Below are 19875 nucleotides of genomic sequence, written 5' to 3'. Positions count from 1 at the left end.
GACCGTCCCGTACGGCCCCTCACCCTTCCCGGTGAGGGGCCGTCGTCGTACAGTCGCAAGCCCAATGCGTAACTGACGGCACGTCAGGAGGCGGACATGCGGCTCGGGCTCGCACTCGGTTACTGGGGCCGCGGTCCCTCCGCGGACCACGTACCCCTCGCCCAGGAGGCCGAGCGGCTCGGCTACGACTCCGTGTGGACCGCCGAGTCCTGGGGCTCCGATGCCTTCGGGCCGCTCACCTGGATCGCCGCGCGGACCTCAAGGATCAAGCTGGGTACGGCCGTTGCGCAGATGGCCGCTCGCTCCCCCACGACCACGGCGATGCACGCCCTCACGCTCGACCACCTCTCCGGCGGTCGCATGATGCTGGGGCTCGGGCTGTCGGGGCCGCAGGTGGTGGAGGGGTGGTACGGGCGGCCGTTCCCGAAGTCGCCGTTGACCGCGACGCGGGAGTACGTGGACGTCGTACGGCAAGTTCTCCGGCGTGAGGCGCCCGTGGAGCTCGACGGGCGATTCCACTCGCACCCGTACCGCGGTCCGGACGCGACCGGCATCGGCAAGGCGCTGAAGCCGATCACGCATCCGCTGCGGGCGGACCTTCCCGTTCTGCTGGGTGCCGAGGGGCCCAAGAACGTCGCCCAGACCGTCCGCATCGCCGACGGCTGGCTGCCGTTGTACTGGTCGCCGAGCAGGCCGGACGTGTACGGGGAGGCGGTCGGCGATCTTCCCGACGGCTTCCTCGTCGCCCCCATGGCCCGGGTGCAGGTCTGCGACGACGTCTCCGAGGGCCTCCTCCCGGTCAAGGCCATGCTCGGCTTCTACATCGGCGGCATGGGCCACGCGGCCCGCAACTTCCACGCCGATCTCATGGCGCGCATGGGGTACGAGGAGGAGGCCCGGCGGATTCAGGAGCTGTTCCTCGGCGGCCGTAAGCAGGAGGCCGTCCTCGCCGTGCCCGACGCGTTCGCCGACGAGATCTCGCTCGTCGGGCCCCGTGAACGCATCGCCGAGCGGCTGGAGTCGTGGCGCAAGGGGCCGGTGACCGATCTGCTCGCCCTCTCGCCCGATCCGCACACGCTGCGGGTGCTCGCCGAGCTCAACTCGTAGCCGAGGAGCGGTCGTTCACTGGAAGACGGAGATGGGGTCCAGGGTGAGTTCGCCCGTGGTGCCGTTCCAGGTGCGTACCCGGCCCAGACATGTGGCCGGGAACTCCTCGTCCGCCGAGAAGCTGTCGACCCTGAACTCCTCCTCGCGGACCCAGGACCGCTCGCAGGTGATCTTCACCTGCGCGGGCGGCTCGCCGGTGCCGTAGCGGGCGCGCAGGACGACGTCCTCGCCGTCCCTGCGGACGGTGAAGAGGCCGGAGACCGAGACGTAGGTTCCCCTGACGGCGGTCAGCGGTGTGCCGCTGGCCTCCGCGCCCCGCAGCTGATCGGCGAGGGCCGCGGTGAGGAAGAGCTGCTCGGTCGCGAGGTCGGCGTCCACCACCATGTCCCGCTCCCGCAGCCGGTCCATGATCAGGCGGATCGTCTTCATGGGGGTGTTGGGTTCCCAGTACTCCGTGCGCGTCTGCGTGTTCCGGTCGCGCTCGGCCCGGCCGCCGAGGGTGAACCGGCTGAACAGCCCGAAGCCGGTGGAGAGGCTGGTCTCGTGGGAGACGTTCACGTCCGCCTTCGGTATGCCGAGGATGTCCGCGACGCCCTCGACCCGCGTCTCATGGAGGTAGATGCACATGCCGGAGAACATGCGCCCGTCCCTCAGGCGCCGCCTGCGCCGGGCGGCCACCCAGCGCGCCACCACGTACTGCGCCACCACGGCCACGCAGGCCGCCGTCAGGAGCCAGACGGCCATCCACGGCCACCGCATGCTCCACCACTGACTGTCAATGACACCCACGGATCTCCTTGAACGCGTCGGAGAGGGAGGAACGATTGGCGTCGACCATGCGCCCGCCCGTCGCGTCGGCCGCCTTCTTCAATGCCGCCGCGTCGGCCTCGCCGAAGTGGACGGGGAAGGTGGGCACTTCGCGGGCATCGGCGCCGAGCCGGTCGTGGCGGCGCAGGAACTCCTCGTAGGAGATGCCCGCGTTGCTCTCACCGTCCGTCATCAGCACGATGGCGACGGGCCGTTCGGGCGCCTCGCGCACCGCGTCCGCGGCGATGCGGTAGCCGCGGTCGAGGGCCGACCAGACGGCGGTGGAGTCGTCGAAGGAGCCGGCGGCCACGACCTTGCCGAGGGTGCGCAGATCGCCGTCGCCGCGCACGGTCACCGTGCGTTCCTGAAGGACCCGGCCGCCGAACCGTACGACGGTGAGGTGCTCGCCCCGGTAGAAGCGGGCGAACTTGCCGGTGGACGTGGGGTCGGCGCCGCTCAGCCCGGCGAAGGCGGCGCGCAGGTCGGCGATGCGTCTGCCGCGCATGGAGCCGGAGAAGTCGAGCAGGAACACCACCTGGTCGGTGGTGGCGCTCGCGGGGTCGCCGTAGTCGGTGACCAGTTGCTCCACGATGGAGAGCCGGTCGGGGAAGGACAGGGCGTTGCCGATCGCCGCGCGCAGGGGTTCGGCCGGAGTGACGTCCTGGTTGACGGGTCGGCGCCAGGTGCGCTGCATCAGCTTTTGCTGCACGTCGTCCGTCAGCAGCCAGTCGACCACCTTGCGGTACGCGGTCCGCTGACCGGGGTCGAGCAGGAGCAGCGGGAAGTCGGAGAGCACCATGCCGTCCTCGGGGTGGACGATCCGCAGGGGCTCGCGCAGCTTCTTCGTGGCGTTGAGGGACAGCAGCTCGGATTCGTGGGCGATCAGCGCGTTGGCCTCGCTCTGACGGCCCGGGTACGACGCGATGAGCTCCCGTGAGCCGGCGGCGGTGAGCGTCTGCCCGGAGCGGAAGCCGCGCAACCGGTCGCAGGAGACGTCCTGTTCGCGCAGCGCGCTGCCGGTTCCGGCCGCGGCGGTGGCGACGCCGACGAGGGCCGCGCGCCCGGTGTCGCTGCTGCGCGGGTCGGCCATCCCGAACCGTACGGTGCCGTCGGCGGCGGCGTCCGCGATGTCGGCCCACGACAGCCGCCCACCGGGTACGTCGGCGCGCAGCTCGTCGGCGACTTCCGGGGTGAGGCCGACCACCACGGGCGAGCGCATGATCGAGGTCGACTCGGGCCGGGCCGTCTGCTCGCCCTTCTCCAGGAGCCGCAGCAGGTACGAGCGGTCGGAGGCCGGCCAGGCGAGGTCGTACGACGAGCTGCGGGCGCCGGACAGGTCGGCCGTGGCCCGGTAGTCCATGTCCAGCGTGACGCCGGTGGCGTCCTTCAGCTCACCCAGCAGGGGCTCCAGGTCGGCGAGTTCGGGGCCGGCGAGGACCCGCAGGGTCACCTCCTCGTCGCCCCGGGTGCAGGAGGTGAGGGCGGCGAGCAGGGTCAGTGTCAGACAGGCGGTGAGGGTGCGTGCGTACCGCTTCATGGGGCGTCCGGCACGGGTGGCGGGCAGGAGCCCACGGAGTTGATGATCTCCTGGAGGACGTCCAGGTCGGGTTCGTACACCTTGGTCTCGTCGCGGTTGGGCGTGGGCACCTGGATGCCGTGTGCGCTCAGGTAGTCGTTGAGCTGGTCGCTGGTGCCCTCCTCGCCGGAGAAGCGGACGCGGAAGCCCAGCTCGATGGCCCGCTGGCGCAGTTCGGGGTCGTCCTCGACGACGCGGACGAGCCGGTCGCCCTTGTCGTTCAGGGAGATGAGCTGGGGCTCGGTGAGGGCGTAGGGGGTGGGGTAGAGCAGGACGCGGTCGGTGTCCTGCTTGCTGTATTCCTGCCGGTACTCGATCTGGTGGGCCAGGTACTGGTGCTCGTAGATCAGGGAGATGGGCGCGATGCTCTCGCCGAGGTCGGAGAGGTAGCTGTCGGCCTGTTCGTCGGCCCACATGCCCTGGAGGTCGATGAGGGGCTTGATCTTCCGTGCCACGGTCTCGGCCTCCTGCGTCGCCCTGGCCTCGTCGTCCGCGCCCGCGCCGGGTGTGCTGTCGCCGTTCGCGACGAAGGCGAGGATGCTCAGGTAGGTGCCCGCGGCGTTGGACTCGCAGACGCTGGAGGTGCGGACCAGGACACGGCCGCTGTTGCTGCGCACGCCGGCCTTGTCGAAGCCGATGCCGTTCCAGGTGTCGGCGCGTTCGGGGGTGCCGTCCCCGTCCTGGTCGCCGGTCTCGCGGCTGTCGGCCGTTCCGTCCAGCAGGGCCATGAACTTGCGCATGTCGAGGTCGTAGTAGAGCGTCCTGCCGCCGTCCGTCGTGGGCTGCGGGGTGGCCACGCCCATCTTCCGCAGGGTCTCGGCGTAGTCCCGGAACGTGCCGAGCACGAGCGGCGTCACGAAGGGACGGACCGAACGCACGGAGTGGTCCTGGCGGTTGAGGATCAGCTTCGCGGCGGGCTGGCCGGACGGGAAGACCGCGTCCATGCCCTTCAGGGACTGGGTGGCGATGCCGCGGGAGCCCAGGCGGTGGATGTCGACGCGCAGGCCGTGCTTCAGCAGCAGCCGCTGCACCTCGGGATCTTTGAAGTAGTCCGACTTGGAGGCCATCCTGGCCTCGATGGTGGTGATGCGGTCGAACGGCCGCAGCGCGTTGCCCGTGATCAGCAGTGCGATCAGCCCTGCCAGGGCGAGCGGAAGAGCGATGACGACGTGGATCGGTAACCGTGCGCGGGGCCGGCCCCTGTCGCGGGTGCGCAGTCGTGGTTCGGGCGCGGTGCGTGGTCTGTCGGCTTCGGATGTGGCGTGCGGTCTGTCTGCTTCGGACACCGGCTCTCCTGCCCTCTCCGGGAGGAGGATCGTCGGTGATCACGATGACCGGTGAACGAACTTGCGGGGAACGCCAGTTGAACGTGAGGACCCGTTCGGGTTCCGGTCACGGCCTCGGGAACGAGTTTTGGCCAGGGGTTTTCGGTAGCGGGTTTCAGTCACGCGTCCCGGGCAACCCGCAGGGCATGTCCCCTAGATATCGCAACGGTTCCAACCAGGCCGGCACGGCCATAGCGATCGTCGCCGACGTCATGGCCCTCATCCTGGGCATGTGGATCCTGATGTACCTGCTGGACGCCAACCGGGCGAACGACTTCGTCCAGTTCGTCCATGACGCGGCCCGCTGGCTGGCGGGCTGGTCCCACGACCTGTTCACTTTCGACGAGGAGTGGGCGAGGGTCGTGGCGGGGTACGGCCTGGCCGCGGTCGTGTACCTGTTTGTGGGGCACGCCATCGCCAACCGGGTCCACCGCCACTGACCCCGACGTCAGCCGCAGCAGTCCGGGTCCAGCCCGGTCGGCAGGCGTTCCCCACCGAACACCGCGCACGTCGCGTCGTGCCCACCCAGTGCGGCGACGGCCAGCAAGAGCGACCCCGCCGTCCACGTAGTCAGCTCGCGTGGCCAGATGGCGGCGTCCTCGAAGACATAGCCCGTCCAGTAAAGGCCGCTCTCCGGGTCCCGCAGGTGCTGGATCGACTGGAGGATGTCCAGCGCGCGGTCGGACTCGCCCATCGCCCACAGGGCCAGGGCGAGTTCGGCCGACTCGCCGCCCGTGACCCACGGGTTGGGCACGACGCACCGCACCCCGAGTCCGGGCACGACGAAGCGGTCCCAGCCCTCCTCCATACGGGACTTGGCCTCGGCGCCCGTCAACGCCCCGCCCAGCACCGGGTAGTACCAGTCCATCGAGTAGCGGTTCTTGTCCAGGAACCGCTCGGGGTGGCGGCGGATCGCGTGCCGCAGCGCACCCGCCGCCAACTCCCAGTCCGGCTGGGGCTCTTCTCGCTGCTCGGCGATCGCGAGCGCGCACCGCAGCGCGTGGTGGATCGACGACGAACCCGTCAGCAGCGCGTCCGCCGTCGCCGTGCCGTCGTCGTCGCGCCGCCAGCCGATCTGCCCGCCCGGCTGCTGGAGCTGGAGGACGCACTCGAGGGCCGCGTAGACGGACGGCCACATCCGGTCCAGGAACGTGTCGTCGCCGGTGGAGAGGTAGTGGTGCCAGACGCCTACGGCTATGTAGGCGACGAAGTTGGTCTCGCGGCCGGAGTCCGTGACGTCGTCGTGGGCCCCGTCGTGGTAGGCGGCGTACCAGGAGCCGTCCTCGTTCTGGTGGGTGGCCAGCCAGGTGTACGCCCGCTCGGCGGCCTCGTGTTCACCGGCCGTGTCCAGCGCCATCGCCGCCTCGACGTGGTCCCACGGGTCGAGGTGGTGCCCGCGGAACCACGGGATCGCCCCGTCCTCCCGCTGTACGGCGAGGATCCCTGCGACGGTCGCGGCGGCCTGCTCGGCGGTGAGGACCCCGGGCAGGACGAGGTGTTCTGTCCGGGGAGTCGTCACTTGGCGGCCGCCTCGGAGAGCCGGGGCAGGTGGGGCTTGGTCGCGTACGCCACGAAGCTCTTGCCGATGAGCGGGTTCAGCGCCTGTTCGGCGACCCGGGTGGCCAGCGGTTTCTTCATGATGTCCCAGACCAGCAGCTTGTGGTACGCCCGCACCGGCAGCGCCTTGTCGTTGTCGACGCCGAACGCGCACTTCAGCCACCAGTAGGGCGAGTGCAGCGCGTGCGCGTGATGCGTGCCGTACGGCTTCAGCCCGGCCTCGCGGATCTTGGCGAGCAGTTCGTCCGCCTTGTAGATGCGGATGTGGCCGCCCTCGACCTCGTGGTACGCGTCGGAGAGCGTCCAGCAGACCTTTTCGGGACCGTAGCGCGGGACGGTGACGGCGATCCGCCCGCCGGGCTTCAACACCCGCACCATCTCGGCGAGTACGCCCTTGTCGTCCGGGATGTGCTCCATGACCTCGGAGATGATCACGACGTCGAAGGACTCGTCGGGGAAGGGGAGCGCGAGCGCGTCACCCTCCATCGCCGTGGCGGTGGCACCCTCGGGGGCCTCCCCCGCCTCCGCCATCGCCGCGAACCACTTCGCGACCTCGCGGATCTCCTCGGCGTTCTGGTCCAGCGCCACGACCTGGGCACCGCGCCGGTAGCACTCGAACGCGTGCCGGCCGGCCCCACAGCCGAGATCCAGAACACGGTCCCCCGGGGCAAGCGGGAACCGGGAGAAGTCGACGGTCAGCACGTGGCCCTGCTTTCGCGGTCGGAAGGGTGAGAGGAGAAGCTGGAGCAGCTGGGGTGGGCGGGCGGTTGTACGACGGTCACTGGGCGGCCTCGGACACCCGCGCGGCTTGGCCGATTCCGGCCGCCGGCACGGCGTCGCCCGGCACGGCAACCTCAACTTCCGTCACGCGTACGGAATCGCCGGACTGCGCGGCCTCGGTCGCCTTGCCCGCCCCGGCCCCCCTGCGCCCCCCGTCGCGGCCCCCCGAGCGGGCTATGGCCTCGCGGTAGCGGGACACCGTCCCCTCTGCGGCCTTGGCCCAGGTGAAGTGGCGCAGGACTCGGTCCCGGCCGGCCGCGCCCAGGCGGTCGCGGAGGTCGGGGTCGCCGAGCAGGCGGCCCAGGGCGGCGGCCAGGGCGCCCGGGTCGCCCGGTGGCACCGCCAGACACGTCTCGCCGTCGCGGCCGGCGACCTCGGGAATCGCCCCGCCGGTCGTGGCGACGAGCGGCGTCCCCGTGGCCATGGCCTCGGCGGCAGGCAGGGAGAAGCCCTCGTAGAGGGACGGCACGCAGGCGACCTGCGCCGAGCGCACGAGGTCGACGAGCTCCGCGTCGGAGATGCCCTTGACGAACTCGACGGCGCCTTCCAGGCCGTAGCGCTCGACGGCCTGGGCGACCGGGCCCTCCTCGGGCCGCTTGCCGACGACGACGAGGTGGGCGTCCGGGTGCTCGGTGCGGACCTTGGCGAGGGCCTCGACGAGGAAGACCAGGCCCTTCAGGGGGACATCGGCGCTGGACGTCGTGACGATGCGGCCCGGGATCTGCCGTACCGAGGGATCCGGCGAGAACAGGTCCGTGTCCGCGCCGATGTGCACGACGTGGATACGGTCCTGCCGTACGCCGAGGTGGTCGACGATCTCCGCGCGGGACGTGCCCGACACGGTCAGCACCGAAGGCAGCCGGCGTGCGACCCGCTTCTGCATGCGCGTGAAGGCGTACCAGCGGCGTACGGACATCCGCCGCTTCCAGCCCTCCGCCGCGTCCAGCTCCAGCTGCCGGTCCACGGTGATGGGGTGGTGGATGGTGGTGACGAGGGGCGCGCCGACGTCACCCAACAGGCCGTAGCCGAGGGTCTGGTTGTCGTGCACCACGTCGAACTCGCCGCGCCGGGCGCGCAGATGGCGGCGGGCGCGCAGCGAGAACGTCAGCGGCTCGGGGAACCCGCCGGTCCACATGGTCGCCACTTCCAGCCCGTCGACCCAGTCGCGGTACTCGTCGCGCTTCGGCGTCCGGAAGGGGTCGGGCTGGCGGTAGAGGTCGAGGCTGGGGAGCTCGGTGAGGGTCAGACGGTCGGCGTAGTCGTCGCCCTCGTCGAGGACGGGGTAGGGCTGGGAGCCGATGACCTCGACGCGGTGCCCGAGGCGGGCCAGCTCGCGGGAGAGGTGCCGTACGTAGACGCCCTGGCCGCCGCAGAACGGGTTCCCTTTATAGGTGAGAAGCGCGATGTCGAGCGGTCGCTCGCCGTCGGCGGCAGGGTCCGTCGGGGACCCGGCCTCCCTGGCCTCAGCGGTCACTCTGGGCCCCCTTCTCCCTGCACTGTCCCGCGAGATTACGCCGGGACGCTAATCTAGAACAAGTTTCAGACTTGATCGTTCAAGAGGCTCTGAATCTACCGGCAGGTAGCGCCGCTGTGAGCGATGGATCAGGTGATTCACGCCACGACCGACGCGCTGGCATGCTCTGTCCGGTCACTCACCCTCACCGACTGTCACGGAACGGGATCCATGCCTGCGGAAGTCAGTAGCGCGAGCCCCGCCTCACCGCCCCTCACCGAGCGGCAGGAGGCCCGCCGTCGGCGCATCCTGCACGCCAGCGCGCAGCTCGCCAGCCGGGGCGGTTTCGACGCGGTGCAGATGCGCGAGGTCGCGGAGTCCTCGCAGGTGGCGCTCGGCACGCTGTACCGCTACTTCCCGTCCAAGGTGCATCTGCTGGTCGCCACGATGCAGGACCAGTTGGAGCACATGCACGGCACGCTGCGGAAGAAGCCGCCGCAGGGGGAGACTGCGGCGGAGCGGGTCGCGGAGACCCTGATGCGGGCGTTCCGCGCCCTGCAGCGCGAGCCGCATCTGGCCGACGCGATGGTCCGCGCCCTGACCTTCGCCGACCGCAGCGTCTCCCCCGAGGTCGATCAGGTCTCCCGGCAGACCACGGTGATCATCCTGGACGCGATGGGCCTGGAGAACCCGACGCCGGAGCAGCTCTCCGCGGTCCGCGTCATCGAGCACACCTGGCACTCGGCACTGATCACCTGGCTGTCGGGCCGTGCCTCGATCGCCCAGGTGAAGATCGACATCGAGACGGTGTGCCGGCTGATCGACCTGACGGCACCCACCGACGCGTGAAATTCGTCGGCATTGTCCGGATCGGGTTCTGCGGGCCGCCGCCTACTCCTCCGGCGGAAACACCGGCTCCCCGCTCCCCAGCAGCGTGATCACGATCGCTTCCACCGGGCAGCTCTCCGCCGCCGCCAGGATCGTCTCGTTCGCGTCGGTCTCCGGGTCGGCCGGATGGGACTGGCGGGCGGTGTCGAGGTGGAAGCCGGCGGGGGCGTGGTGGACGCACTGGGCCGAGCCGATGCACACCGACCGGTCGACCTCGACGTGCCAGCGGTCGCCCATCCCTACGCCTCCCAGCCGGCCGGCAGGTGGATCATCTTGTGCTCAAGGAACTCGCCGTACCCCTCGGGCCCGAACTCCCGCCCCAGGCCGGAGTTCTTGTAGCCGCCGAACGGGCCCAGCATGTCCAGGCTGAAGGTGTTCACCGAGTAGGTGCCGGTACGGACCTGGCGGGCGATGTCGATGCCGTGCGCGGTGTCGGCGGTCCAGACGCTGCCGCTCAGGCCGTAGTCGGAGTCGTTCGCGATCTTCACGGCCTCGGACTCGTCGCCGTAGGGCAGGAGGCAGATCACCGGGCCGAAGATCTCCTCGCGGGCGATGCGCATCGAGTTGTCGACGTCCCCGAAGAGCGTCGGCTCGACGTACCAGCCCTTCTCCAGCCCGGCCGGACGCCCGCCGCCGGTCAGGATCTTCGCGCCCTCTTCCTGACCGATGCGGATGTAGTCGAGGTTCCTGCGCTGCTGGCGCTGCGCCACCAGCGGGCCCACCTGGGTCGCCGGGTCCAGCGGGTCGCCGACCACCAGCGCGCCGGCCGCCGCGGCGAAGGCCTCGGCGAACTCGTCGTAGCGCGAGCGCGGGAGCAGGATCCGGGTCTGGGCCACGCATGCCTGGCCGTTGTTCATCCAGGCCGCCGGGACGACTCCGGCGACGGTCGCCTCGACGTCCGCGTCCGGCAGGACCACGGCCGCCGACTTGCCGCCCAGCTCCAGTGTCACGCGGGTGAGGTTGCGGGCCGCGACCTCCATGACACGCTTGCCCGCCGCCACCGACCCGGTGAAGGAGACCTTGTCGATCCCCGGGTGTCCGACCAGGTACTCGCTCACCTCGCGGTCGGCCGGGAGGATGGACAGCACGCCCTCCGGCAGCCCGGCGTCCTTCGCGATCTCGGCGAGGAGGTAGGCGTCGAGCGGCGATTCCGGGGACGGCTTGAGGATCACCGTGCACCCGGTCAGCAGCGCGGGCCCGAGCTTGGCGGCGGCGACGAACTGGGGGACGTTCCAGGGCACGACGGCGGCCACGACCCCGACCGGCTCGCGCCGCACGAGGATCTTCCCCAGCACGCCGTCGCGTGCCTCCTCGTACGTGAAGTTCCGCGCGACCGTGATCGCCGAGTCCCACACCATCATCGCGCCGAGCGCCTGCGCGAGGACGCTCCAGGAGTACGGGGAGCCGTTCTCGGAGGAGATCACACGGGCGATCTCCTCGTGCCGTACGGCGATTGCGTCCTTGATCCGCGTGACGACCTCGATCCGCTCGTCGAGGCTCATCCGCGGCCAGGGCCCCTCGTCGAACGCCTTGCGCGCCACCGCGACCGCCCGGTCGACGTCGGCCGGTGAGGCGTGCGGCACGCGTCCGATGACCTCTTCCGTGTGCGGCGAGATCACCTCGATGACGCCCTTGCCCAGGGGATCGGTCAACTCCCCGCCGATGAACAGCTGTCCGTGTTCCACGAGCTCGGTCATGGCGACTGCCTCCCCTGGAGCGAGACTCCGACTCTGGCTCTGTCTCCATCTGTGGCTCTGACGATCCATCAGATATCCCTGAACTGATACCAGTTCCACTCCGAGGAGTCCACGGACCGCACATGGATGACTCGGGCTCCCATCGAAACGCGTTCTAGTTATAGTGGCCGGGTCGGCCGGAAACGTGTCGCGGCGATTGGGGAGCCCATGGCGCAGGTGTACGACCACGGCGGCGGCGTCCGGTCCATCCAGGTCCCCATCCCCGACAACCCACTCGGCCACACCCTCGTCTACGTCGTCGACACCGACCGCGGCCCGGTGCTGATCGACACCGGCTGGGACGACCCGGCCTCCTGGGACACCCTCACCGAGGGCCTGGTGGCCTGCGGCACCGCGCCCGCCGACATCCACGGCGTGGTGATCACCCACCACCACCCCGACCACCACGGACTGTCCGGCAAGGTGCGCGAGGCCTCCGGTGCCTGGATCGCGATGCACGCGGCGGACGCGGCGATCGTGCGGCGCACCCGCACCACCCAACCCGAGCGCTGGTTCACCTACATGGCGGCCAAGCTCACGGCGGCCGGCGCCCCCGACGCGCACGTGGCCCCCCTGCGCACGGCCCGCCGCCCGAGCACGCTGCCCGGCTTCTCCCCCGCCGCCCCCGACCGCGAGATCGTCCCCGGCGACCTCCTCGACCTCCCCGGGCGCCGCCTGCGCGCGATCTGGACCCCGGGCCACACACCGGGTCACGTCTGCCTGCACCTGGAGGAGGACCACCCGGCCCGACTCCCCGGCCATGGACGCCTGTTCTCCGGCGACCACCTGCTGCCCCGGATCACCCCGCACATCGGCCTGTACGAGGACCCCGACGACACGACCGTCACCGACCCCCTCGGCGACTACCTCGCCTCGCTCGAACGCGTGGGCCGTCTCACCCCCGCCGAGATCCTCCCGGCCCACCAGCACACGTTCACCGACGCCCCGGCCCGCGTGAGCGAGTTGCTGACCCACCACGAAACCCGCCTCACCGACCTCCTCACCCTCCTCGCCGCTCCCCTCACCCCCTGGCAGCTCGCCGAACGCATGGAGTGGAACCGGCCGTGGGAGCAAATCCCGTACGGATCACGGAACATCGCGATCGCGGAGGCGGAGGCCCATGTGCGGCGACTGGTGAAGCTGGGGCGGGCGGAGGCGGTGGCGGGGAGTGAGCCGGTGACGTACGTGGCGGTGTGAAGCATCACCATGAACGCCATGAACGCCACGAACACCGTGCACGCCATGAACGCCGTGAACGCCATGGATCCCTTGGAGCTGCTGCTCGCCGAGCGAGCCTGCGAGCGCCTCGTCATCGACTTCGTCCACCGCCTCGACCTCGGCGAACCGGCCTCCGTCGCCGAGTTGTTCACCGAGGACGGCACATGGGAGTGGCCGGCGGGTGAGCGGCTCGTCGAGGGGCGGGACGCGCTGGCCGCGTACTTCGGCTCCCGTCCCGCCGACCGGCTCTCGCGGCGCCTGATGTCCAACGTCCTCGTGACGGTGACGTCCCCCGGCACCGCGACGGCGACCTCGTACTTCACGACGTACCGCGTCGACGGCCACGGAGGCGGCCTGGTCCCGCCGGGGCCTCCGGTTCAAGTGGGCCACTACGAGGACACGTTCCGCCGGTCCCCGGCCGGCACCTGGCTGCTGTCCGGCCGAGTCCTCCACCTGGCCTTCGGCGGCCCGACGCCGCGACCGCCTAAGGCATGAACGACCGAACCAACTCCTCGGCCTCACCGAGCACTTCGACCTCCCGCACGGTCATCGTCGGGTGGGCGGCCCGTCGGCGCAGGGCCTCCGTCAGGCCGTCACCGGTGAGGTCGCAGGGGTCGGCGAGGAGGGCGGCGAGCGTGGCGCGGACGGGCTCGGCGAACTGCTCGTCCACCAAGGCCACCTGCGCGAGGATCACCGCGGACATGCCCCAGTCGAGGCCCGGGTCGCCCTCCTCCGCGTTGGCCCAGTCGATGACGTAGGGGCCGTCGGGCGTGAGCATCACGTTCTCCGGGTGGAGGTCCAGGTGGACCACACGGCCGGGGACGGTGTGCAACTGTCGCAGGAGGCGGGCCAGCATCGCCCCGGACTCGCGCGGGTCGATCCGTCCCGCGACGAAGGCCTCCAGCATCGTCGGCCCGTACAGGCGCTGCATGACCAGCTCGGAGCGCGAGGAGTCGGCGAGCCGCACCCGGGGCACCGGGTAGCCGTGGGCGCGCAGACGTTCCATCAGGGCGCCCTCGGCGAGGCCGTCGGCGTAGCCCTCCCGGTCGCGGCGCAGCACCCACGCCTCGTCGATCTCGTACACGTCGGACGCGCGCCCCGAACCGAGCAGCCGTCCCGTCCTCCCCATGATCCCCATGCGGCCGAAGCTACCCCCGCTCACAGCCTCCCCTCAGCCGCTTCCCTACGGGCCGGTAGAGTGGCCGCGTCGTCATCACACCCGTACGGGGGAAAGCCGGTGCAAATCCGGCGCTGACCCGCAACCGTGAACCGGTCGTCGAAGGCCGGTGAGCCGGATCGCCGCGTACGGGACAGTGACCGGCTCACGTGCACCGGCAGCCTGCCGGAGCGCGGCACCGTCGAGGTATACGGAGCCGAGCCGCCGGGGGTTTTCCCTGTGCTGCCCGGTTCCCCTTAGGGAAGGGCACCCGCCGATCATGTACGTCCGCCGCAGCGCAGCGGTCCTGGCCGCCACCGTCGTGATCGGCGCGGCCGCGCCCGCCGTAGCCGCCGACCCGACCCCCTCCACGTCGCCGTCGCAGGCGTTCCCCGCCGAGCTGTACGGCGACTCCGACCCCACGTACGACGGCATCTGGCGCCAGTCCCTCGCGCTGCTCGCGCAGGACACGGTGGACGTGAAGCCGGCGAAGGGGGCGGTGGACTGGCTGGTCGGGCAGCAGTGTGCGAACGGGGCCTTCGCGCCCTACCGCGCGGACACCAGCGCGGACTGCGGCGCCAAGACCATGATCGACACCAACAACACGGCCGCCGCCGTCCAGGCACTGGCCGCGCTCGGCGGGCACGACGCCGTCGCCGACAAGGCGGTGTCCTGGCTGAAGTCGGTCCAGAACAAGGACGGCGGCTGGGGCTACACCCCGGGCGGGGCCACCGACGCGAACTCGACGTCGGTCGTGGTCGGCGCGCTGGCCGCCGCCGGCGAGAAGCCCGCGGAGGTCGTCAAGGGCGGCAAGTCCCCGTACGACGGCCTGCTCGAACTCGCCCTGCCCTGCAAGGGCGCCGACGCGGGTGCCTTCGCGTTCCAGCCGGACAAGAAGGGCGGCCTGGCCGCCAACGCGGACGCGACCGCGGCGGGCGTCGTCGGCACGCTCGGCAAGGGCCTCGTGGTGAGCCCCGGCAAGCAGTCGGACCCGTCCTGTACGGACACCGGCTCCGCGACCCCCGAGCGGGCCGCGGCCAACGGCGCCTCCTACCTCACGCAGGCCCTCGCCAAGGAAGGCCACCTGAAGTCCGCCCTCCCCGGCGCCGAGGACCAGCCCGACTACGGCAACACGGCCGACGCGGTCGTCGCCGTCGCCGCGCAGAGCGGGGCGAGCGCCGCCCGGAAGCCGCTGGCCTGGCTGGAGCAGAACTCCTCGAAGTGGGCCGTGCAGAGCGGCCCGGCCGCCTACGCCCAGCTGATCTTCGCCGCCCACGCGACCGGCGCCGACCCGCGTGACTTCGGCGGCACGGACCTGGTCAAGCAGCTCAACGCGACGGGCCCGGCTCCGCAGTCGGCGCCCAACGGGTCGGTGACGACGTCGGCGACGGCCTCGGACAAGCAGGAGGACGACGACAACGGCTTCGGCGTGTGGTGGTTCGTCGGCGTGTGCCTGGTCGCCGGCATCGGCGTCGGCTTCCTGCTGAGCGGCCGCAACAAGGCCAAGCGATCGTGATCCGCCGCACCCTCACCCTCCTCCTGGCCGCGCTGGTCCTCGTGACCGGCGCGGCCCAGGCCGCCAAGGCGACCGGCTACCGCTACTGGTCCTTCTGGGACCGCGACGGCGACAAGTGGACGTACGCCACCCAGGGCCCCTCCACCGCCCGCCCCTCCGACGGCGACGTCCAGGGCTTCCGCTTCGCGGTGAGCGAGGACTCGAAGGACGCCGCCCGGCCGAGGGGCGCGGCCGTGTTCGCGGTGATCTGCGCGCGGACGCCCGCGCAGGACGGCAAGAAGCGGGTGGCTCTGGTCATCGACTTCGGTACGACGGCCGACGCCCCGTCGGGCGAGACGCCCCCGGCCCGCCGCACCGTGTGCGCCCGCGTCGCCCCGGACGCGACCACCGCAGAGGCCCTGGCCACGGTGGCGAAGCCCCTCCGGTACGGCACGGACGCGCTGTTGTGCGCGATCGGCGGCTACCCGGAGCAGGGGTGCGGGGAGCAGGTGGCCGGCGGCGACAAGTCGACGACGGCGTCCCCGAAGTCGCCCTCCGAGGCGTCGTCCTCCGCGGATTCGTCCTCCGCTGAGAAGAAGGACGCCTCGGACGACGGTCCGTCCCTGGGCCTGGTGGCGGGGATCGCCGTGGTGGCGGTGCTGGGCGCGGCAGCGGTCTGGCAGGCACGGCGGCGGCGAGGCTGATGGCAAGCCGCCCCAGCCGGCCCGCGGGCATTCGTGCCGGGGCGGCGCCCGTCCCGAAGAGCGCCGGCACCGCACCGGCGCCGGCAGGCGGCCCCACCCCCCAGCTGCGTCCCCGCGCACAGCTCCACCCCGGCGCCTGGTGGCTCTGGGCCCTCTCCCTGGGCACCGCGGCCACCCGCACCACCAACCCCCTCCTCCTCACCCTCCTCATCGCCACGTCCGCCTACGTGGTGGCGACGTGCCGCCCGAACACCCCCTGGGCCCGCTCCTATTCGGCCTTCGTCAAGCTCGCCCTCGCCGTCCTCCTCATCCGCCTCTTCTTCGCCGTGGCCCTCGGCTCCCCCATCCCCGGCACGCACGTGGTCGTCACCCTCCCCGAAGTCCCCCTCCCCGGCTGGGCCCAGGGCATCCGCCTGGGCGGCAGGGTCACCGCCGAGGCCGTCGTGTTCGCCCTGTACGACGGCCTGAAGCTGGCCACGCTGCTGATCTGCGTGGGTGCGGCGAACGCCCTCGCCAACCCCACTCGTCTGCTGAAGTCCCTCCCGGGTGCCCTGTACGAGATGGGCGTGGCGGTGGTCGTCGCCCTCACCTTCGCCCCCAACCTGATCGCCGACGTGCAGCGCCTGCGCGCCGCCCGGCGTCTGCGCGGCCGACCCGACCGCGGCCTCCGCGGCCTCCTGCACGTCGGACTCCCGGTCCTGGAGGGCGCGTTGGAGCATTCGGTCGCCCTCGCCGCCGCGATGGACGCCCGCGGATACGGCCGTACCGCACAGGTCCCCGCCGCCGTCCGCCGCACCACCACCGTCCTCACCCTGGGCGGCCTGCTGGGCGTCTGCGCGGGAACGTACGGCCTCCTCACCGCCCAGGGCGCCGCCTACGGCCTGCCCGTCCTCCTCGCCGGCCTGGCCGCCGCGCTGGCCGGCCTGTGGCTCGGGGGCCGTCGTACCCCTCGGACCCGCTACCGCCCCGACCGCTGGGACGTCCGCGCCTGGCTGGTCACCGGTTCCGGCGTCGCGGTGGCCGTACTGCTCACCCTCGCCGCCTCCCGGGACCCCGGGGCGCTGCACCCCGGTGTGGTCCCCCTGGTCGCCCCGACCCTGCCCCTGTGGCCGGCGGCGGCCGTGCTGCTGGGCCTGCTGCCCGCCTTCGTGATCCCCAAGGAGCCGTCGTGATCCGCTTCGAGGATGTATCGGTGACCTACGACGGTGCCGTCGAACCCTCCGTCCAGGGTGTCGACTTCGAGGTGCCGGAGGGCGAGCTCGTCCTCCTGGTCGGGCCGTCGGGCGTGGGCAAGTCCACCGTCCTCGGCGCCGTCAGCGGCCTGGTCCCGCACTTCACCGGCGGCACCCTGCGCGGCCGTGTCACGGTGGCCGGCCGCGACACCCGCACCCACAAGCCGCGCGAACTCGCCGACGTGGTGGGCACGGTGGGGCAGGACCCCCTCTCCCACTTCGTCACGGACACGGTCGAGGACGAACTCGCCTACGGCATGGAGTCGCTGGGCCTGGCCCCCGACGTGATGCGCCGCCGCGTGGAGGAAACCCTGGACCTCCTCGGCCTCACCGACCTCCGGTCCCGCCCCATCGCCACCCTCTCCGGCGGCCAGCAGCAACGCGTCGCGATCGGCTCGGTCCTCACCCCGCACCCCAAGGTCCTCATCCTCGACGAGCCGACGTCGGCCCTCGACCCGGCCGCCGCGGAAGAGGTCCTCGCGGTCCTCCAACGCCTGGTCCACGACCTCGGCACCACGATCCTGATGGCCGAACACCGCCTGGAACGCGTCATTCAGTACGCCGACCAGGTCGTCCTGCTCCCCGCCCCCGGATCGGCACCCGTCCTGGGCACCCCGGCGGAGGTCATGGCCGTATCACCGGTGTACCCCCCGGTCGTGGCCCTGGGCCGCCTGGCGGACTGGTCACCGCTACCGCTGACGGTCCGAGACGCTCGAAGGCAGGCAGCGGACCTACGGCAACGGCTCGAGACACGGGACGACATCGCCGCCCAGGGGCGCGGGGCTGTACTCGATTTGCGGCTACCGCCGCGTGGGCGCGACCAGCCACAACGGACCGGCAGTCGCGACGAATCCGCACCCCCCGCCCCCGTGGGCGCCCGCTGGTTCCGCCGCAAACACACCCCCACCACCCCACCCTCCCCCCACACGGCCGAAGTACAAGCCCTCGCCGTGACCCGCGACCGCATCCAAGCCCTACGCCACGTAGACCTCACCGTCACCCCCGGCGAAACCATCGCCCTCATGGGCCGCAACGGCGCCGGAAAATCCACCCTGCTCAACACCCTGGTCGGCCTCGTGGAACCGTCCGCCGGCAAGGTGCACGTAGGCGGAGCCGTCCCGCACCGCACCCCGCCCCGCGACCTCGTACGCAAGGTGGGCCTCGTCCCCCAGGAACCCCGCGACCTGCTCTATGCCGACACGGTCGCAGCCGAGTGCACGTCAGCCGACGCCGACGCCGGTGCAGCCCCCGGCACCTGCCGCACCCTCGTCTCCGAGCTCCTCCCGGACATCCCGGACGACATCCACCCCCGCGACCTCTCCGAGGGCCAGCGCCTCACCCTCGCCCTGGCCGTCGTACTGACCGCCAAGCCGCCGCTTCTCCTGCTCGACGAGCCGACCCGTGGTCTGGACTACGCGGCGAAGGCCCGTCTGCTCGGCATGCTGCGTGGGCTCGCCGCCGAGGGGCACGCCATCGTCCTGGCCACCCACGACGTGGAGCTGGCCGCCGAACTGGCCCACCGGGTGATCCTGCTCGCCGACGGAGAGGTCATCGCGGACGGCCCGGCGGCGGACGTGGTGGTCGCCTCCCCTTCCTTCGCCCCGCAGGTGGCCAAGATCCTGGCCCCGCAGAAGTGGCTCACGGTCGCCGAGGTACGGGAGGCCCTGGCATGACAGGCCACTCCGCTCACCCCACGCCCCAGGCCCGAGCCGTCCGCCTGGGCCCCCGCTCCATCGCCGCCCTGGCCCTCGTCAGCGCGGTCGGGGTCGCGGCGTTCGGCTGGCCGTTCCTGACCCCACCCACCTCCCAGCTCAGCGCCCACGCCCAGGACGCCCCCTGGCTCTTCTCCGCTCTCCTGGTCCTCCTCGTCGCGGTCGTCGCCGCCACGATCTCCGAGTCGGGGCTCGGGCCGAAGGCGGTCGCGATGCTCGGTGTACTGGCGGCGACGGGGGCGGCACTGCGGCCGATCGGGGCGGGTACCGCCGGTCTGGAGCCGATGTTCTTCCTGATGGTGCTCAGCGGGCGGGTCCTCGGGCCGGGCTTCGGGTTCGTGCTCGGCGGGGTGACGATGTTCGCGTCGGCGCTGCTGACGGGCGGGGTGGGGCCCTGGATGCCGTTCCAGATGCTGGCGATGGGCTGGTTCACGATGGGTGCGGGCCTGCTGCCGGGCCAGGACCGCCTGCGCGGGCGGGCGGAGCTGCTGATGCTGGCCGTCTACGGCTTCCTCGCGGCCTTCGTCTACGGCACGATCATGAACCTCGCCGGTTGGCCCTTCATGAGCGCCCTGGCCTCGAACGTCGCCTTCGACCCCGACGCGGCCGTCCCCGCGAACCTGGCCCGCTTCGTGGCGTACTGCCTGGCGACCTCCCTCGGCTGGGACCTCGGCCGGGCGCTCGTCACCGTGGTCCTCACCGTCACTCTCGGCCCGGTGATCCTGCGGGCGCTTCGCCGTGCCACGCGCCGGGCGGCTTTCGAGAGCCCGGTCACATTCGACGCACCCACAGGGTGAGGGGTCACGCGCGGTCTGTGATCCACACGGTGAACCACCCCACATGACTCACATCACCTACGATCCACCCTAGTCGGACAAATCGGATGCCATGTACATGGCGATATCGGCCCTGACCTGCACATTGAGAGCCACGTCACACGGATTGCGCTCCCCCCGCATACGAACACAACTAGCAAAAAGGCTCATTGCGGACATCCTCCCGGCCTGTTTCTCTGGACGACGTCGCACGGCGCCGACGTGCCCTCAGGGCCGCGGCGCCGACGTACGCCCCCGCCTCGCATCGCGTGGTTCCGGCTTGCCTGCGGCCCCTGTCCCCGAAGAAAGGCTCT

General features: G+C 71.6%; 19 protein-coding genes and 1 riboswitch. Of the genes, 10 read left to right on the top strand and 9 right to left on the bottom strand.

The window, feature by feature from the left end; all coding sequences use genetic code 11:
* Window positions 1-96 precede the first annotated feature (96 nt).
* On the top strand, window positions 97-1107 hold the full coding sequence (locus tag OG331_RS34570) for an LLM class F420-dependent oxidoreductase (protein WP_406203535.1): 1011 nt from the start codon (window positions 97-99) through the stop codon (window positions 1105-1107).
* Window positions 1108-1122: 15 nt separating this feature from the next.
* Here OG331_RS34570 and OG331_RS34565 read toward each other — a convergent pair whose 3' ends face one another.
* Genes OG331_RS34565 through OG331_RS34555 form a run of 3 tightly spaced genes read right to left on the bottom strand, consistent with a single transcriptional unit; the run spans window position 1123 to window position 4776 of the window.
* Window positions 1123-1851, bottom strand: a complete 729-nt coding sequence (locus OG331_RS34565) for a hypothetical protein (protein ID WP_406203532.1) — start codon at window positions 1849-1851, stop codon at window positions 1123-1125.
* A gap of 31 nt (window positions 1852-1882) precedes the next feature.
* On the bottom strand, window positions 1883-3451 hold the full coding sequence (locus OG331_RS34560) for a substrate-binding domain-containing protein (protein WP_406203529.1): 1569 nt from the start codon (window positions 3449-3451) through the stop codon (window positions 1883-1885).
* Complete coding sequence (locus OG331_RS34555) at window positions 3448-4776, bottom strand: hypothetical protein (protein WP_406203526.1); 1329 nt, start codon at window positions 4774-4776, stop codon at window positions 3448-3450. The genes OG331_RS34560 and OG331_RS34555 overlap by 4 nt, the downstream gene beginning before the upstream one ends.
* A 185-nt stretch (window positions 4777-4961) precedes the next feature.
* Between OG331_RS34555 and OG331_RS34550 the strand changes: the two genes are divergently transcribed.
* Complete coding sequence (locus OG331_RS34550) at window positions 4962-5255, top strand: hypothetical protein (protein ID WP_328428111.1); 294 nt, start codon at window positions 4962-4964, stop codon at window positions 5253-5255.
* Between the two features lie 8 nt (window positions 5256-5263).
* Here the strand turns inward: OG331_RS34550 and OG331_RS34545 are convergent, their stop codons facing one another.
* The 3 genes from OG331_RS34545 to OG331_RS34535 all read right to left on the bottom strand — a co-directional run bounded on the left by OG331_RS34545 (window position 5264) and on the right by OG331_RS34535 (window position 8626).
* Window positions 5264-6334 carry a prenyltransferase gene (locus OG331_RS34545; protein ID WP_406203523.1) on the bottom strand — a complete coding sequence of 357 codons (1071 nt, stop codon included), beginning with the start codon at window positions 6332-6334 and terminating at the stop codon, window positions 5264-5266.
* On the bottom strand, window positions 6331-7074 hold the full coding sequence (locus OG331_RS34540) for a class I SAM-dependent methyltransferase (protein WP_406203520.1): 744 nt from the start codon (window positions 7072-7074) through the stop codon (window positions 6331-6333). Before OG331_RS34540 ends, OG331_RS34545 begins: the two co-directional genes overlap by 4 nt.
* 76 nt (window positions 7075-7150) lie before the next feature.
* The gene (locus tag OG331_RS34535; RefSeq protein ID WP_406203517.1) at window positions 7151-8626 is read right to left on the bottom strand and encodes a glycosyltransferase family 4 protein; all 1476 of its coding nucleotides are present in this window, start codon (window positions 8624-8626) and stop codon (window positions 7151-7153) included.
* A gap of 210 nt (window positions 8627-8836) precedes the next feature.
* Here OG331_RS34535 and OG331_RS34530 point away from each other — a divergent pair, with 210 nt between their 5' ends.
* Complete coding sequence (locus OG331_RS34530) at window positions 8837-9454, top strand: TetR family transcriptional regulator (protein WP_328882004.1); 618 nt, start codon at window positions 8837-8839, stop codon at window positions 9452-9454.
* 42 nt (window positions 9455-9496) lie between these two features.
* Here the strand turns inward: OG331_RS34530 and OG331_RS34525 are convergent, their stop codons facing one another.
* Together OG331_RS34525 and OG331_RS34520 are read right to left on the bottom strand one after the other, a co-directional pair.
* The gene (locus OG331_RS34525; RefSeq protein ID WP_328882003.1) at window positions 9497-9730 is read right to left on the bottom strand and encodes a ferredoxin; all 234 of its coding nucleotides are present in this window, start codon (window positions 9728-9730) and stop codon (window positions 9497-9499) included.
* Window positions 9731-9732: 2 nt separating this feature from the next.
* A complete protein-coding gene (locus tag OG331_RS34520) occupies window positions 9733-11190 on the bottom strand; it encodes an aldehyde dehydrogenase (protein ID WP_328882002.1) in 1458 nt (485 codons plus the stop codon).
* Window positions 11191-11397: 207 nt separating this feature from the next.
* Here OG331_RS34520 and OG331_RS34515 point away from each other — a divergent pair, with 207 nt between their 5' ends.
* Complete coding sequence (locus OG331_RS34515) at window positions 11398-12426, top strand: MBL fold metallo-hydrolase (protein ID WP_406203513.1); 1029 nt, start codon at window positions 11398-11400, stop codon at window positions 12424-12426.
* Window positions 12427-12489: 63 nt separating this feature from the next.
* Window positions 12490-12942 (top strand): nuclear transport factor 2 family protein, encoded by a 453-nt coding sequence (locus tag OG331_RS34510; RefSeq protein ID WP_406210473.1) that lies wholly within the window; start codon window positions 12490-12492, stop codon window positions 12940-12942.
* Here the strand turns inward: OG331_RS34510 and OG331_RS34505 are convergent.
* Window positions 12932-13576 carry a phosphotransferase gene (locus OG331_RS34505; RefSeq protein WP_406210470.1) on the bottom strand — a complete coding sequence of 215 codons (645 nt, stop codon included), beginning with the start codon at window positions 13574-13576 and terminating at the stop codon, window positions 12932-12934. The genes OG331_RS34510 and OG331_RS34505 overlap by 11 nt on opposite strands.
* A 59-nt stretch (window positions 13577-13635) precedes the next feature.
* A riboswitch (cobalamin riboswitch) is annotated at window positions 13636-13766 on the top strand.
* A 117-nt stretch (window positions 13767-13883) separates the two neighbouring features.
* On the opposite strand from OG331_RS34505, the gene OG331_RS34500 reads away from it, so the two are divergent.
* From OG331_RS34500 to OG331_RS34480, 5 genes are read left to right on the top strand one after another with little or no spacing between them, the layout of a single operon-like run.
* On the top strand, window positions 13884-15119 hold the full coding sequence (locus OG331_RS34500; RefSeq protein ID WP_406203510.1) for a prenyltransferase/squalene oxidase repeat-containing protein: 1236 nt from the start codon (window positions 13884-13886) through the stop codon (window positions 15117-15119).
* On the top strand, window positions 15116-15802 hold the full coding sequence (locus tag OG331_RS34495) for an SCO2322 family protein (protein WP_406203507.1): 687 nt from the start codon (window positions 15116-15118) through the stop codon (window positions 15800-15802). Before OG331_RS34500 ends, OG331_RS34495 begins: the two co-directional genes overlap by 4 nt.
* Window positions 15802-16974, top strand: a complete 1173-nt coding sequence (locus OG331_RS34490) for a CbiQ family ECF transporter T component (protein WP_406203504.1) — start codon at window positions 15802-15804, stop codon at window positions 16972-16974. Before OG331_RS34495 ends, OG331_RS34490 begins: the two co-directional genes overlap by 1 nt.
* The gene (locus OG331_RS34485; RefSeq protein ID WP_406203501.1) at window positions 16971-18707 is read left to right on the top strand and encodes an ABC transporter ATP-binding protein; all 1737 of its coding nucleotides are present in this window, start codon (window positions 16971-16973) and stop codon (window positions 18705-18707) included. The genes OG331_RS34490 and OG331_RS34485 overlap by 4 nt, the downstream gene beginning before the upstream one ends.
* Complete coding sequence (locus tag OG331_RS34480) at window positions 18704-19543, top strand: ECF transporter S component (RefSeq protein ID WP_406203498.1); 840 nt, start codon at window positions 18704-18706, stop codon at window positions 19541-19543. Before OG331_RS34485 ends, OG331_RS34480 begins: the two co-directional genes overlap by 4 nt.
* Window positions 19544-19875: the final 332 nt, after the last annotated feature.

The organism is Streptomyces sp. NBC_01017 (assembly GCF_045162795.1).
In the GTDB taxonomy this organism is placed as follows: domain Bacteria; phylum Actinomycetota; class Actinomycetes; order Streptomycetales; family Streptomycetaceae; genus Streptomyces; species Streptomyces machairae.
The sequence above is the reverse complement of the archived record's forward strand: the minus strand, read 5'-3'. Positions and strand labels throughout refer to the sequence as shown.

Excerpts from the sequence above, each read along its gene's own strand:
- OG331_RS34510 (WP_406210473.1), top strand. The coding sequence starts at position 12,490 with ATGGATCCCTTGGAGCTGCTGCTCGCCGAGCGAGCCTGCGAGCGCCTC.
- OG331_RS34505 (WP_406210470.1), bottom strand. The coding sequence starts at position 13,576 with ATGGGGAGGACGGGACGGCTGCTCGGTTCGGGGCGCGCGTCCGACGTG.
- OG331_RS34550 (WP_328428111.1), top strand. The coding sequence starts at position 4,962 with ATGTCCCCTAGATATCGCAACGGTTCCAACCAGGCCGGCACGGCCATA.
- OG331_RS34560 (WP_406203529.1), bottom strand. The coding sequence starts at position 3,451 with ATGAAGCGGTACGCACGCACCCTCACCGCCTGTCTGACACTGACCCTG.
- OG331_RS34570 (WP_406203535.1), top strand. The coding sequence starts at position 97 with ATGCGGCTCGGGCTCGCACTCGGTTACTGGGGCCGCGGTCCCTCCGCG.
- OG331_RS34525 (WP_328882003.1), bottom strand. The coding sequence starts at position 9,730 with ATGGGCGACCGCTGGCACGTCGAGGTCGACCGGTCGGTGTGCATCGGC.
- OG331_RS34565 (WP_406203532.1), bottom strand. The coding sequence starts at position 1,851 with ATGGCCGTCTGGCTCCTGACGGCGGCCTGCGTGGCCGTGGTGGCGCAG.
- OG331_RS34490 (WP_406203504.1), top strand. The coding sequence starts at position 15,802 with ATGGCAAGCCGCCCCAGCCGGCCCGCGGGCATTCGTGCCGGGGCGGCG.
- OG331_RS34500 (WP_406203510.1), top strand. The coding sequence starts at position 13,884 with ATGTACGTCCGCCGCAGCGCAGCGGTCCTGGCCGCCACCGTCGTGATC.
- OG331_RS34515 (WP_406203513.1), top strand. The coding sequence starts at position 11,398 with ATGGCGCAGGTGTACGACCACGGCGGCGGCGTCCGGTCCATCCAGGTC.
- OG331_RS34520 (WP_328882002.1), bottom strand. The coding sequence starts at position 11,190 with ATGACCGAGCTCGTGGAACACGGACAGCTGTTCATCGGCGGGGAGTTG.
- OG331_RS34480 (WP_406203498.1), top strand. The coding sequence starts at position 18,704 with ATGACAGGCCACTCCGCTCACCCCACGCCCCAGGCCCGAGCCGTCCGC.
- OG331_RS34530 (WP_328882004.1), top strand. The coding sequence starts at position 8,837 with ATGCCTGCGGAAGTCAGTAGCGCGAGCCCCGCCTCACCGCCCCTCACC.